This is a genomic window from Candidatus Viridilinea mediisalina (assembly GCF_002532535.1).
GTDB lineage: Bacteria > Chloroflexota > Chloroflexia > Chloroflexales > Chloroflexaceae > Viridilinea > Viridilinea mediisalina.
Genome location: NZ_NQWI01000025.1, coordinates 1 through 14,749, shown reverse-complemented (window position 1 = coordinate 14,749; position 14,749 = coordinate 1). Strand labels below are relative to the sequence as shown.

At 57.0% G+C, this 14,749-nt stretch carries 10 protein-coding genes and 1 rRNA gene; 5 read left to right on the top strand and 6 right to left on the bottom strand.

Annotated features, from left to right (window positions below):
* The first annotated feature begins 239 nt into the window (after positions 1 to 239).
* The 4 genes from CJ255_RS07735 (at position 240) to CJ255_RS07720 (ending at position 5,559) form a co-directional block, all read left to right on the top strand.
* Complete coding sequence (locus CJ255_RS07735) at positions 240 to 2,198, top strand: ATP-binding response regulator (RefSeq protein ID WP_097643511.1); 1,959 nt, start codon at positions 240 to 242, stop codon at positions 2,196 to 2,198.
* A gap of 174 nt (positions 2,199 to 2,372) precedes the next feature.
* Positions 2,373 to 3,503: an ABC transporter substrate-binding protein gene (locus tag CJ255_RS07730; protein ID WP_097643510.1), complete on the top strand. Its 1,131-nt coding sequence runs from the start codon at positions 2,373 to 2,375 to the stop codon at positions 3,501 to 3,503.
* Positions 3,503 to 5,254: a sensor histidine kinase gene (locus CJ255_RS07725; RefSeq protein WP_097643509.1), complete on the top strand. Its 1,752-nt coding sequence runs from the start codon at positions 3,503 to 3,505 to the stop codon at positions 5,252 to 5,254. Before CJ255_RS07730 ends, CJ255_RS07725 begins: the two co-directional genes overlap by 1 nt.
* 11 nt (positions 5,255 to 5,265) lie before the next feature.
* Positions 5,266 to 5,559, top strand: coding sequence for a hypothetical protein (locus CJ255_RS07720; protein WP_097643508.1), 294 nt, complete (start codon positions 5,266 to 5,268; stop codon positions 5,557 to 5,559).
* A 23-nt stretch (positions 5,560 to 5,582) separates the two neighbouring features.
* On the opposite strand, the gene CJ255_RS07715 is transcribed toward CJ255_RS07720, so the two are convergent.
* The 4 genes from CJ255_RS07715 to CJ255_RS07700 all read right to left on the bottom strand — a co-directional run bounded on the left by CJ255_RS07715 (position 5,583) and on the right by CJ255_RS07700 (position 11,429).
* A complete protein-coding gene (locus CJ255_RS07715; RefSeq protein ID WP_097643507.1) occupies positions 5,583 to 6,314 on the bottom strand; it encodes a DNA methyltransferase in 732 nt (243 codons plus the stop codon).
* Between the two features lie 229 nt (positions 6,315 to 6,543).
* Positions 6,544 to 7,314, bottom strand: coding sequence for a hydroxypyruvate isomerase family protein (locus tag CJ255_RS07710; RefSeq protein WP_097643506.1), 771 nt, complete (start codon positions 7,312 to 7,314; stop codon positions 6,544 to 6,546).
* Positions 7,315 to 7,434: 120 nt separating this feature from the next.
* Positions 7,435 to 10,650 (bottom strand): S41 family peptidase, encoded by a 3,216-nt coding sequence (locus tag CJ255_RS07705; protein WP_245863251.1) that lies wholly within the window; start codon positions 10,648 to 10,650, stop codon positions 7,435 to 7,437.
* Complete coding sequence (locus tag CJ255_RS07700; RefSeq protein ID WP_097643504.1) at positions 10,647 to 11,429, bottom strand: SDR family NAD(P)-dependent oxidoreductase; 783 nt, start codon at positions 11,427 to 11,429, stop codon at positions 10,647 to 10,649. Before CJ255_RS07700 ends, CJ255_RS07705 begins: the two co-directional genes overlap by 4 nt.
* 340 nt (positions 11,430 to 11,769) lie before the next feature.
* Here CJ255_RS07700 and CJ255_RS07695 point away from each other — a divergent pair, with 340 nt between their 5' ends.
* The gene (locus CJ255_RS07695) at positions 11,770 to 12,327 is read left to right on the top strand and encodes a hypothetical protein (protein WP_097643503.1); all 558 of its coding nucleotides are present in this window, start codon (positions 11,770 to 11,772) and stop codon (positions 12,325 to 12,327) included.
* Positions 12,328 to 12,448: 121 nt separating this feature from the next.
* On the opposite strand, the gene CJ255_RS07690 is transcribed toward CJ255_RS07695, so the two are convergent.
* Entirely contained in the window at positions 12,449 to 14,344 is a 1,896-nt protein-coding gene (locus CJ255_RS07690) for an ABC transporter ATP-binding protein (protein ID WP_245863250.1), read from the bottom strand.
* 129 nt (positions 14,345 to 14,473) lie between these two features.
* A 5S ribosomal RNA gene (rrf, locus tag CJ255_RS07685) occupies positions 14,474 to 14,588 on the bottom strand.
* Positions 14,589 to 14,749 lie beyond the last annotated feature (161 nt).

Below are 14,749 nucleotides of genomic sequence, written 5' to 3'. Positions count from 1 at the left end.
AGGTATAGTCCAGCTTAGACTACAAAGTATAGTCCAAGCTAAGCTAGTACTATACTAACCCCGCAGATAAGGCTTTCGGATGCGCTAACATGACGAACAGGGTTCTTGAGGATGGCATTGCGCTCACCTTAACGCTCCTTAAGGTAGCACGATCTTTACCCTCGGAGCGCATCCAAGGGGACGCAATCACGGCTATACTAAGAGGAGCGAGATCAATGGTAACGTAGCGGGGAAATCCTATGCCTGGGGAGCGCATCCTGATTGTTGAGGACGAGGCGGTGATCGCTATGGATATGCAGGGGCTGCTAGAGAGCCTCGGCTACCAGGTGCCCATTATTGCGGGTGATGCCCAAGAGACCTTTGCAGCCGTGCAGCGGGCGCGCCCCGATCTCGTACTGCTCGATATTCATCTGGGTAGCGGCCCCGATGGGATTACGATTGCTGAGGAGTTGCAGCACCACTGGGAGCTGCCGATCATCTTTTTGACGGCCCACGCCGATGCGGCCACCATCGGTCGCGCAAAGGCGCTCCAGCCCTACCACTATCTCTTGAAGCCCTTCGCCGAGCGTGAGTTGGCGATTGCCGTTGAGTTGGCCCTGCTCAAGAGCCAGAGTGACCGGGCTCTACGGGCGAGTGAGCAGCGCTTTGCCACGACCCTGCAGGCGATTGCCGATGGGGTGGTGGTGAGCGATGCGGCTGGCCATGTGAGCTTTATGAATCCGGTGGCGGCTCAGTTGACCGGCTGGCCCGTGGCGCAGGCCCTGGGCCAACCCCTAGCCGAGGTACTTGTGGCCCACCATGCCCCCAGCGATACCTCTCTGGCCAGCTTGGTAGCACAGGCGCTCCATCTGCCCGCCAACACCAACCATTTGGACGATCTGAGCCTCACGAGCCGCACTAGCAGCCAGCACGCCGTGAGCGCCTCGCTCGCACCGCTGCTCGAGTTGCCCCAGGTGGTCAGTGGCGTGGTGGTGGTGCTGCGCGACGAGACAGCACGCCGCGCGATGCAGGCAGAACGGCAAAGCATGGAACGCAAATTGCTTGAAACCCAACGCCGCGAGAGTCTCGGCCTGCTGGCTGGCGGCATCGCCCACGACTTCAATAATCTGCTCAGTGTGGTGCAGGGCCAGATCGAACTAGCCATGCTCGACCTCAACAGCGCTAGTCCGATCTACGCCTCATTGCAGCAAGCCTTCACGGGCCTACGCCGCGCCGCCGACTTGGCCGGCCAGATGCTGGCCTACTCCGGGCGTGGCCACATGCTGATGGAAGCCCTCGATCTCAATGCCCTCGTGAGCGATGTGGTTGCGCTGCTACGCGGCAATCTAGCCAAGCGCACCCAAGTAGAATTGGAACTAGCCGAAGCGCTTCCGCCACTCCAGGGCGATGCGACCCAGGTGCGCCAAGTGGTCATGAACCTACTCACCAATGCGGCAGAGGCCTTTACAAGCTCCGACGGTCTGATTCATGTGAGTACCAAGCTGATCGAATGTACACCCGAACAGCTTGGCACCTACGTACACGGTGACGAACTGGATGGCGGATGGTATCTTGCTCTGGAAGTGCGCGATGGAGGCTGTGGTATGGATGCGGCGACAATGGCACGGATTTTCGATCCTTTCTTTACAACCAAACGCATGGGCCGGGGCTTAGGTTTAGCCGCAGTCCATGGGATTATCCGTGGCCACGGCGGGGCCATCTATGTCGCAAGTGCGCCCACACGCGGCACCACCTTCCGCGCCATCTTCCCGGCCCTCTTGGCCGCCGCGCCGGGCCTGAGTGCGCCAACAGCGCAGGAGGAAACGGCTGAACAACCGGTCGCCAGCAGCAATCTCAGCGGTACCATCCTGGTCGTAGACGACGAAGCGGGTATTCGAACCATTCTCGCCCGCTACCTCGAGCGCATGGGCTTCAACGTCATCACCGCCGAGAACGGCCTCGTGGCCCTCGACCGCCTTGCCGCTGGCATCCCCAAGCTACGCGGCATCCTGATTGATCTCACCATGCCCGGCATGAGTGGCGACCAACTGGCCACCCATGTGCGCCGCATCTACCCCGGCACCCCGATCATGCTCATGAGCGGCTACCGCGCCGAGGAGATTGCCGCCCAGTATGCCAACCTAGAACTGAAAGGCTTTTTGCAGAAGCCTTTTCGCTATGATACGCTACGTGCGGCCCTCATGGTCATGTTGGAGTAGAGGGGATAGAGATATTCACCACAGAGGCACTGAGGACACAGAGGTTTTGAGATTGAGCGTATAAACAACTGTGATCCACTCACCTCAGCATCTCTGTGTTCTCGGTGCCTCTGTGGTAAAAAACTCATATACCTCTTCAAAACGCTCTTCTGCATGCAAACGTAAGGAGCTACCATGCGACATCACACAATCTTGTTGCTCCTCACCCTTACCCTGCTTGTGGGTGCAGCCTGTGGCGGCCCTAAGCCCATCCACGTAGGCTTTGCGGCGCAACTCACCGGGCCACACTCCGATCTCGGTGTGGATGGGCGCGACGCCGCGATCTTGGCGGTTGAAGCGCTCAATGCGGCAGGCGGGATCAATGGCCGCCCCCTGCAACTCGTCATCCACGATGATCAGGGCGATCCTGAGGTGGCACGCCAAGTGAGTAGCGCATTGATTGAACAGGGCGTCGTGGCGATCATTGGCCACAGTACGAGCGCCCAGACCGAGGCCGTCTTTGAGCAGATCAATCAGGCCAATATGGTGATGATTAGCCCCACAACGTCGAGTGACTACTTTACTGGGCAGGATGACTACTTCTTCCGGATTACCTCTACCACGAGCATGCAGGGGCGCGCCTTGGCCCGCTACGTCTACACCCAAGGGTACACCCAAACAGCGATTGTCTATGATCAAACAAATCTCACCTTCAGCAATTCTTTTAAGGAAAATTTTGAAGCTGAATTTCACAAACTAGGCGGCGAGGTTGAGCTAGTTCTCAGCTTCACCTCGCGCATCGATGATGTACGCACCATTGCCCAAAGCTTGGCCACCCATGAGCCAACCGCACTCTTGTTGATTGCCTCAGCCTTTGATGCAGCCCTGATCGTACAAGCCTTTCGTCAACTCAATCCGACGACGCCCATCTTCTCGTCGGGTTGGGCCCAAACCGAGGAACTGCTAATCAAGGGCGGCAACGCCGTCGAGGGCATGACCCTGATTATTGCCTTCAACCCACAACATTCCGATCCAGCCTTTCAACGCTTCATTGAACGTTTCGACCAACGCTACCAACGCCCCGTCTCCTTTGCCGCAGCCTTTAGCTATGAAGCAATCCTCGTCTTGGCCAAAGGTTTGCATCAGACCAAGGGCAGCACTACGGGGCTGCGCGAAGTGCTGCGCGAGCTTGGGCCCATAGCTGGGCTACAGGGTACCTTTGAGTTTGATCAGTTTGGTGATGTTCGCCGTGATCTGTACATATCAAGCGTCCGTGCTGGAACATTCCAAGTTGTTACGACCATTCCCGCCGAGGAACTCCCATAATGCGGGCGCCCACCTTGCCAGTGATGCTCTTACGCATTGTCGGGGGTATCGCCCTTGGCGCCCTGCTGATCATTATGGCCATGACCCTGATCAGCATCGGGTTGCTCAAAGAGAGTATTAGCCAGCGCCAGCAGACCAATACCGATGCCCTGGCACGCTATGGTGACACGTTTGTACTGCAAATGGAGCATTTGATTAAACTTGCAGGCAAGGCAGCACTATCGGCCAACGAGACAACGCGCTCGTCCCTATTAAGCGGGATCGTTCAGCTCAGTGCAGGCTTGAATGGCCTCTACCTCCTCGATCAAGATGGGAAGGTTCAGGCCAGTTCCAATCCAAACAACGTTGCCATCGGCTTTGATCTCTCGCGTGAGCCTGCCTTCAATGTAGCGAAGAACCTAAACGAGGGCCAGTTCAGCATCTCCCCTCCTTTTATGTCAACTATCACCAACAAGATTGCAGCCACCCTCGCCATCCCCGTATTTGAACATAACCAGCGTAAGGGCGTCCTCATGGGCGAATTGAGCCTTGAAGAATTGCAAGCAGCCCTGAGTAGCCTGCCCATCAACCCAGACGAACTTGTCCTGATTGTCGATCAGCGCGGCACCGTGATGGCCCATCCCGAACCGGAGTGGGTGCAAGAGCGGCGCAACCTCAGCCATCTGGCTATCTTCCAAGATGGTATGAGCAACACCCAAGCGCTACGCATGTTCTACAATGATCAGCATGGCCACTGGATGATCGGCAGCACCAGCCTGATGAGCGCAGCAGACTGGCTGGTGATCACCGAGCAACCCCTGAGTGTTGCTATGCGCCCGCTCTTCTGGATGCTCGCCGTAGCCAGTGTCGCCCTTTCGCTCAGCGCCCTACTCACCGCCTTCGTGCAGCGCTGGGGTCTCCGTCAGATCAGCAAACCAATTGAGCGCCTGGTCATCAGGGCCGACGATCTAGCCAGCGGGCACAGCCCATCCATCACCAACCAGAGTACCAGCCAAGTGGCAGAACTCGCCAGCCTCGAAACCAGTTTCGAGCATATGGCCCAGCAACTCCAGACCACCATTGCCGCCCTCGAGCAGCGCATTCGCGACGTACAAGCCACCGAGGCCAACCTCACCAGCGTCGTCAACCAACTGCACGCTTCACTCGCCGAAAAAGAGACGCTACTCAAAGAGATCCACCATCGGGTCAAAAACAACCTCCAAGTGGTCATCAGCCTCTTGCGCCTGCAAGCACGCACCCTCGAAGACGAACGGGCGGCCCTAGCCCTCGCCGAGAGCCAGCAGCGCATCGTCACCATGGCGCTCGTCCACGAACTGCTCTACCGCGAAGGCGACCTCGCCAACATCAATGCAGCAACCTACCTCCAGGAGCTTGCCGAACAACTGGTCCGCATCTACGGCCCGGCGGCGCGGCGCATCAACCTCACCATCAGCGCCAACCAAGTCAGCCTCAACCTCGACCAAGCCGTCCCCTGCGGCCTCATCGTCAATGAACTACTCTCCAACAGCTTCAAATACGCCTTCCCCAACGGCGCCAACGGCAGCATCGGCATCACCCTCGAAGCTTGCGCCCCAAGCAACTGCTGCCTCACCGTCTGGGACAACGGCATCGGGCTACCAGAAAACATCGAACAGAACCTCAGCAACTCCCTCGGCATGCGCCTCGTCCAAAACCTCACCCGCCAACTCCACGGCCAACTCCAAATCGAAGGCGAGCAAGGCACCCGCGTGATGGTGACGTTTCCGTTGTGAGGAGGAATCACATGAAGCACAATAGAACCACTCGCTATCAACCAACAGAAGAACAGATGCAAGCCCTAGCAACCATCCGGTCGAATGTTATCAACCCCGAACGTTGGGCCGTTGCAGAAGATTTGTTGGAAGTCATCAAAATCCCAAGCCTGCGTGGAATGGCATATGGTTATGTAGCTGAATATGAATTTACTAAACATCTAACCAATGTTTTAGGCATCACAGAATATTATCGAGATGACGATCATAAAAAGACCAAATCGGATCTTAATTTTACATACCAAGAAAGAGTGTTCTCAGCCTGATCCGGATTTAGGCAAAATTCAGACTACTTCTTGATAAAAACTAGAAAATAGGAATGATTCTTGCGTGCATGCAGTTGTTTGACCATACGGCTAACCGATGCCGCATTTTTTCTAACAACTACAAATAAATCCTTGGGTACAAAGCCCTTCTTCTCATATTCGTTGATAATCTCCACATGAGTCAGTCGCTGTTTACCAGCGCTTACTTCATCTTGACATTTAACAATGAATACTCCTTTTTTGCGTAGTACACGATATGCTTCATCAGCAGCCTTATAATACAAATCTAATACTGCATCATGCCACTTGGGTTCACCATCAACCGCTTTACCATTGGAGTATGATTCGCGAAATGCTGCATACGTCCCTGTAGCACCAAGATGATCAACATTATTGCGTAGCAGACCTTCCATGTAAGGAGGATCCAACACTACACAGTCAATTTCACCATCTGCATAAGGCAATCTTCGACAATCAACGCCGGTTTTCAAATCCGAAGCCCGAACGATATAATCTTCCTTTGAGACATTTTTCCAAAAGACACCCTTACCCCAGGTTACATCCGCAACAATTGATCCAATTGGAACATGTAATTGGAGAATTTGAGGAAATACATCCTCGTTTCCTGTTACATGTGCTGATTGAATAACATTCGATGTAGCTATGCCATTCTTGACAACCCGTTTCTTGTTTGTATTTTCAGAAGACATACCATTATCCCATAGCAACTCACACTGCTTCCATGGTTTGCCCATAAGATTACAACCCCTATGATATGACCATGCAATCCTATATCGTGTATGATAACACAAAAATTCCTATAGATCAAGCCGGTCTGAGAGGCTGTCTGAAAAGTCTATGAACTGGCGTTGGAATGCCGGTTTCAGCCGGCTAAAGCCGGCACTCCAACGTATTCAACATCGTGTGCAACAACACTGAGCCCCTGCTCAGACAGTCTCTCAGATCCAGCCCGATACATCCATCCTACTGCCCCAGCGCCCGCACCGCCTTGAGGCTCGCAATCGCATCCACTAGTGGCGTATACTCCAGCCCCACGAAGCCGCGGTAGCCGTGTTCGCGCAAAACGCCAAAGATGTGTTCAAAGTTGATCTCGCCGGTGCCCGGCTCATGCCGCCCTGGCACGTCGGCAACTTTGATGTGACCGATCATGTCCAAATTCTCGATGATCCGTGTGGTCAGGTTGCCTTCACTGATCTGCTGGTGGTACAGGTCAAAGCAGAGTTTAACATGCGGGTTGTTGACTTCGCGTACAATCGCAAAGCCTTCGTCCGACGAGGTCAGGAATGTGCCTGGGTTGTCGCGTGCATTCATGGGTTGCAGCACAATACACACATCCGCATCATCGGCAATCGGTGCAGCCTCACGCAACGCGGCCACAATGCTGGCATATTGCTCTTCACGCGAAACATCGGGCAAGGCCGGGCCGCTGGTCACAATTAAATTATTGCATGAAAGATCAACGGCTAACCCGGCAGCATGCGTGATTTCGCTCATGAACTGGTTGTGCTGCGCTGGATCAACAAGGGCTGCGCGACTCCCAATAAAGGCGCTCACCTCAAGCCGTAAGGCTAGCTTGAGGGCCAACGTGATGTTCATGTCTTTGCCCTGGCGCGACCAGAACTCGAAGGCTGAAAAGCCCAGATCCGCCACATATTCGAGCCGCTGCTCGAAGGGCATCTCGGTGAACATGGTCTCGATACAGACCGAAAAACGAAGGGGGGCAAGGTTGCTCATAGTCTACCTGCTATCCGGGCAACGCCCGGCTCTGTGCAATCTATGACGATTGGTAGTACTAAACCTTTTATATACTACTGTTGGCTTTTTGTAAACCTTGGGACTCTTTTGTCCATATGACTACTTCCCAAGCAACACCTCTACCGCCGCGTCAAGCTGACGATCCCGCCCACGGTTCCATTCACCCAAGGGCCGCGCCACTTCAACATCCACCGGACGCCCCCGCCCCTCCAGGTCTTCACCTTCTGGGGTCACGACCGAGAGGCGCGGTAGGCGCAAGCCAGCTCCGTCCAATAAGCGCATCGTGTAAGCCCAGATCACCGCGCCAGCAGTGGGTCGCCCTACCACGCGCCCGAGGCCGAGCCGCCGGTAACTCTCGCTCAACATCTCGGTGTTGCTGGCCGAGCGCTCGTTGGTGATCAACACAGTGGGTCGGTTCAACACACGGTTACCCGCAAGATGGCTCGCATCCAGCGTTGCCCGCTCACGAAAGCCACTCAACAACGAAGAGCGCCGCGTCAATACGTCAAGAATGAAGGTTGCGGTATGCCCCCCTCCATTGTAGCGCACATCAACAATGACGCCATCCTTGCCATGCGCTTCAGCATCCAGATCGGCCAAGAATTGCTGGTAGGCTGGATAGCTCATCCTGTCAATATGCACATAACCCAAACGCCCCTGGCTCACCCGATGGACATAGGCTTCGTTCTGGTGTACCCAGTCGCGGTAGCGCAACTGCCAGTATGTAGCCGCATCCACCGGGCGCACGTCCACCTCACGCACCTCGGTGCCACTTGGGGTGGCCGCAAGGCCGAGCCGCACCCGCCGCCCTACGCTGCGCCGCAAGAGTTGATCTAAGCTTACCCCTGGCCCCAAAGCCGTGCCGTCTATGCTGCAGAGGTATTCGCCCGCCACAGGCGGCTGCGCAACAAGCGCCGCAGGGCTGTCAGGGATAATCCGCTCAATCCGCGCATGGCCATGCTGCCGCAACACCCCCGCATCAAGCATAATCCCAGTATACCCGTCACTGCCCATCCAAGCACCAAAGCGGATGCCCAAGTGGGAGGTGCGCAACTCGCCGACCATCAGGTTGATCAAGCTATGCAACTCGCCCGTGGTCTGTACCCCCGCAACCCAGGGGGCAAAACGTTCGCGTAGCGCGTTCCAATCTTGCCCCCGAAAGGTCGGATCATAAAAGCTGTCGCGCAAGGCGCGCCACGCTTCGCCAAAGATCTGCAACTTCTCCGCATGAAAGTCCACGGTCACTTCGGCCCGCACATGCACCCGCACCGGATCGTTGCCCGACGGGAACTTTCGCATGGTTATGACACCATCTTCAAGGTAGAAGAATGTCTTCCCATCAGGCGCAAACTGCACCGCATACTTGCTACTCTCGCTCGCCGTAAGCTGACGCGGCGGATGATCAGCCCGTGGTTCATCCAAGGGCAAGGCCCAGAGATTGAGTTTGCCCGCAACTATCGCCGTGAAGAGCAACTCTTTGCTGTCAGGACTAAGCGCTGCCGCCGTTGCATCCATCTGGATCGGAGTCAAAAAGCGTAGCCGCCGCTCAATCCCTGCGAGCAGCCGTTCAAACTCTGCACGCTCCTGCGCATGCTTAACGCCCTGCTCAGGCTCAGGCGCCTCTTCAGTGGGCTGCTCATCGCCCTCCGGTTCCGGCGCCCCTTCGTCCTTGCGCTGCTGTTCCTTCTTCTCTTTCTTCTCCTGAAAGAGCTTCTCAAACTCCGCTTCACGAAAGAGCGGATGGGGCGGCAAGAGATCAACCCGCACAATCTGCGCCTCAGCCCGATAGTGTTCCGTCGTAAAAATGATAAACTGCCCATTGGGTGCCCACAATAGATCACCACCATCAAGGTTGCTCAAAAAGGTAATCTGACGGGGCGTACCACCCTCAACCGGCACAATATAGACATTGCTGAAGAAGCGTTCATCCTGGGCGATATAGGCCAGCCAACGCGAATTGGGCGACCAAGCCAGATCAGCCGCAACCACAAAGCGCGCCCGGCAGAGCTCGCGCACCTCTGCGCCCTCCTCAACCAAATTGAGCAACTGCACCCGATCATGGCCACTGAGATACGCCAGCCATGTGCCATCGGGCGAGACGCGCGGCAATTGTTTTGGTTGCAGATCATGCGTTAAGCGTTGCTCTTGGCGCGTCACAAAATCATAGCGGTAGATCTCATCTTCGCCATGACGATCAGAAACATAGAGCAGCGTGCGGCTATTGGGCGTCCAGACCGGCTGACGTTCGCGGGCCCGCGTATCGGTGACCCGAAAACTGGGCCCTTGCCGCAGTTCACGGTCGGTCTCTTTATCGGCAAAATCGGCAAAAATCTCGCCCCGCGCCACAAACGCAACCTTCTTCCCATCAGGGCTCAGACGCATATCACTGAAGCCCCGTTGCCAATGCTCATAGCGCACCGGCATCACCTTACCATCGCCACGCGCAGTAATCTGAGTTGGCGCAACCTCACCCGTCTCAAGATCGCAACGCCAGATCTGCCCCTCGCGTTCAAAGACAATCAGGCCCGCATTGCGTGCAATCTGCGGATGCAACAAACGCCCATCGCGCAAAAACGTAATCTGCTTGGGCAGCCCTCCATCCAGGGGCTGATACCAGAGATTCTCGTTGCCATCGCGGTCGCTGACAAAATAGATCCCGCGCCCATCAGCGGCCCAGAGTGGCCAAGCATTCCGCCCAGCATAGGGCGCAGCCAATTGCGGGTAGCCCGCCACCGGCCCAGGGCCAGCAATCAGGCGCAGTGCATTCTCATCAGGATCGGTCGGGCCCAGCCAGATCTCACCCGGTGCAAACGGATTGGGCCCACGCCGCCACCAACGCTCGCGCATGTTGCTAAAAGCAACCCACACGCCGTCGGGCGCAACACTAAGCTGCCCCAACTGCTCATAGGGTTCGGCATAGAGCAACGTCGGCATCATGCCCTCCAGCCCCACCCGATAGAGCGCCGTGCCACATTGATCACGCCCACTACTCACATAGAGCGCACTGCCATCAGGCGTCCAATCCTCTACTGTATGGCGCGCATCATGAAAGGTCAACTGGCGCGCCGTACCACCATGCAGCGGCAGCAAATAGACATCACCACTCCCACTCCGATTGGAGGTAAAGGCCAACTGACGCCCATCGGGGCTAAAGCGGGGACTATAGTGCGAAGCGGGATGGGCCGTGAGACGTTCAGCTACCCCACCAGCCGCATCAACCAACCAGAGATCACCAGCATGCACAAACGCAACCCAGCGGCCATCAGGGTCAATCGCAGACATCCGAAACAAAGCTTGAGCAGCAGGATCACTCACGGTTGCTCCCAACGTATTGCCCGGGCCAGCAGACGTTCAAGCAGACCCGGAAAGAGTGTAGCCAAAAACACGCCCAGACGGTCACCCCGCGTCACATAGGCGCACCGTGGTTCATGGCGGGCGACATACAAAATGGTACGCGCCACCGTCTCCGGCGTGACGCCCGCTGGTGCGAAGCGACTCCGCCGTTCGCGCCCGATCCCAAGCCGATGGGCGCTAAAATTAGTACGGGTCGTACCAGGCCGCACCACCGAAACCTCCACACCCGTACCACGCAACTCCATCCGCAGCGCCTCACTCACCCGCTCCAAGGCCGCCTTAGCCCCAGCATAGGCCCCCAAATAGGGCAACGGTTGGGCCGCCAACACACTCGACACATTAATAATCTGGCCCAAACCCTGGGCACGCATCAACGGCACCACCGCCTGCATCAACCAGAGCGGGCCAAACAGATCCACCGCCAACGCCTGCTGCACATCCTCCGTTCGCAACTCAGCCGCAGGCCCAGCCAAGCCAACCCCCGCATTGTTGATCAAAAGATCAACCCGCCCAAAACTCTGTTTAGCGCGGGCCACAAGCTGGCGACAAGCCTCAGGATCGGCCACATCAGTCGGCACCACCAGCGCACCAGGCAACTCAGCCGCCAACGCCTCCAACGGTTCGCGTTGCCGTGCGGCCAACACCAAACGCGCCTCAGCCTCGGCAAAGAGCCGCGCCGTTGCCGCCCCAATCCCAGCCGAAGCCCCCGTGATGATCGTGACCCGGTTTTTTGGATCCATAGCAGGTGAGAAAATAGGAAAGAGCAGGTTAGGAAATAGCAAAGAGCAGTGAGAAAGTAGTAGGCAGGTGTAAGCTCTCATGGTAGGGAAGAGAGCGAGGCTTGTCAAACCCACCCCCGGCGGGGGTGCAGGGGCGGCGAAGCCGCCCCCGAAAAACTTCTTCACTTTCGTGTTGGCGGCGAAGCCGCCAACACGAAAGAAAAAAAAGGGTTTGGGGCGTAGCCCCAACGTAACTCATCTGTAACCATTTCTGGTACGCTCAATCCATACGCCGAGCGTAATTGTAGTACCGTTACAGGGCCACTCTTAATTATCACGAGCCCGATACAAGGAGGACCGCATGGACTGGACGAAGCAGGCGAACGATATGCTCAAGACTTTCACTAGCACGCAGCAGAAGGTCTGGGAGAGCTGGGTGTCCTCGATGCAACTGGCGGCAACCCCCCAGAGTGCCGAAGCCTGGCAGAAGACTGTCGAGACCTGGCGTGGCACCGTGAAGTATGCCCTCGAGCAGCAGCTTGAGCTGACGCGCCTCTGGGCCGAGAGTGTGGCTGCTAACTCGGTCAACATGCCCAGCATGCCCGGTATGCCCACGATCCCCGGCATGCCCGCTATGCCTGGTATGCCCACCAGCGCCATTGAGTGGACACGCCAGATGCTCGAAATGACCCGCACATGGACCGATATGCAGGTTCGCTTCTCCGAGAATTGGTTCGATATGCTCAAGAAGGCTGATCCCGGTACCCTCGCCCAAAGCTGGGACATGAGCCAGGCGCAGAAGGTGATGGCTACCTGGCAGGACGCCGCTCAGAAGGCGGTCGAGGCCCAGACCCAGTTCAGCCAGATGATGATGAAGGCCGCTGGTACGCCCAATGCGGCTGAGCCCAGCAAGAAGTAGAGATACCGAGATATTCACCACAGAGGCACCGAGGACACAGAGGTTTTGAAGGGGGGCGATTGCTCTCCACTCTGTGTTCTCGGTGCCTCTGTGGTGAAAAAACCTCTTTGCCTCCCGCTCCTCACCGATACCCCTCCGCCTGCATGTGGAAGAGCCGCGCATAGGTACCCCCAAGCGCCAGCAGTTCGGCATGGGTGCCGCTTTCGCTTAGTTGGCCCTGCTCAATCACCACAATGCGGTCGGCCATGCGTACCGTAGAGAAACGGTGGCTGATCAAGAAGGCAATCCGTCCCGCCGTAAGTTCGCGGAACCGTTGAAAGATCTCATATTCCCGTTCAGCATCGAGGGCAGCCGTCGGTTCGTCAAGCACTAAGATTTCACTATCGCGCATGAAGGCCCGCCCCAAGGCGATCTTCTGCCACTGGCCACCCGAAAGTTCGGCCCCCTTCTCGAACCAACGGCCCAAAATGGTATCATAGCCCTGCGGCAAGCCCGCGATTACCTCATCTGCACCACCGCGTGCCGCCGCACTCACAATCCGCGGCTCGTCGCCCAACTGCTCGATCTGGCCAAAGCCAATGTTTTCACGCGCCGAAACCTGGTAGCGCACAAAATCTTGAAAAATGACGCCAATCGCCTGGCGCAACGCCTCAAGCTCATACTCGCGCAGATCCACCCCATCAAGCAGAATTTGCCCCTCGGTTGGATCATAGAGCCGGGTGAGTAGCTTGATCAGTGTCGTCTTGCCCGCTCCATTGGCACCTACAAGGGCGATCTTCTCGCCTGGACGCACCACAAGGTTCACCTCGCGCAAGGCCCACTCCTCGCGATCAGGGTAGCGAAAGCTCACATTGCGAAACTCAAGCCCCTGCACCACCGGATGCGGCACCGCGCGCCCCTGACCTGTCATCATCTGCGGGGTCAGCGCCAAGAACCCAAAGAGATTCTCCAAAAATAGCCCACTCTCGTAGAGTTGACCAATGTTGGTAAAAAGACCCTGGAACGTCCCTTGGCTCTGGCGGAAGAGCGTCAGGTAGAAGGTCATCGCTCCAATGGTAATGCTCCCGGCCACAGTAAGAAAGACGATCCAAGCATACGCGGCATAGTAGCTCAGCGTTGCCAACAGACCCCAAAGCGTACTGAGTACCGAACGCCGCTTGGCCAGCGCTTCATCTGCGTGGGCAATCTGCCAAAACTGATCGCGGTAACGCTGCAACAGAGGCTCGCCCAAACCAAAGAGCTTAATCTCCTTCGCACTGCTATCCACCGTCAACAGATGTTCAAAGTAGTTCATACGCCGAAACTCCGGCGCCCGCCAGGTCAGTAGCCGGAAGGTCAAACGGCTATAGCGCGTCTGCACGACAAATGAGGGAATAGTGGCCCCAAAGAGCAACAGGGCAATCAGCGGGCTAAACGCAAGCAGACCAATGGCAAAAGAGCTCAGGGTGATCACATTTTCGAGCAGATTGAAGCTGGTGCGGATCATGCTCATTGCCCGCCAATTGGATTCACGGCGCGCATTCTGCAGCTTATCGTAGAACTGGGCATCTTCAAAGTAGTGCAGATCAAGCGCAAGCGACTTGCGAATAATCGCCGTATTGATCGTATGGCCCAAGCGTGAATGGAGGATATGCTCACTCAGGGTACGCACCTGATTGAGTACCGCACCAGTGGTAAGCAGCACAAACTCAACCAACAGCAGCGGAAAGACAGCCCGCAGCGCCACCACCGCAGCGATACCATCAACCACCGCAGCAACCACCGCATCCACAATCAACTTGGCAACCCAGGCTTGCGAAATGGGCAACAAGCCACCAATCAAGGCGACCAGCGCCATACCCAACGTCGCCCCCCGATGGGCCTGCCACACCAACTGAAACGCACGGGGCACATTCCGAAACGCAGCCCGCGCCTCACGCCAACGCTCCCCAAACGACTTCGGTTCCTCAGGCCCTCCCGGCGCAGCATCGGGGTTCATTCTCATCTGACGGCGCAAAAAACGGTTGCTTGATGCCATAGGGCCATTATACTGCTTGTAGGTGTGTGAGGGAACCAGGTTCCCTCACACACCTATTTGTTCGCGCGCTCCCAGGCAAGCACACACCGAAGCCCGCACCAACTGGTGCGGGCTTCGGCGTACAATGGGCGAGTGCGTGGACCTACCTTCCCAGGGCTCAGGCCCCAGTAATATCGGCGCTGCGGCGTTTCACGACCCGGTTCGGGATGGGACGGGGTGGTTCCACCACGCTCCACACACACTCACTGGCAGAGGGGGTCCTACCCTCCCAACTGAAGCGCCCGTGGATATACCTACCGTCTCATTGCCCCGCCGCGTGCGGCGAGGGAGGGAAGCCCTCGACTCTGCGCACTGGTAGCCTGCACGGGTCGCCCCGCGTCCAGCACCAGCCGCTTCCCCCAGTCA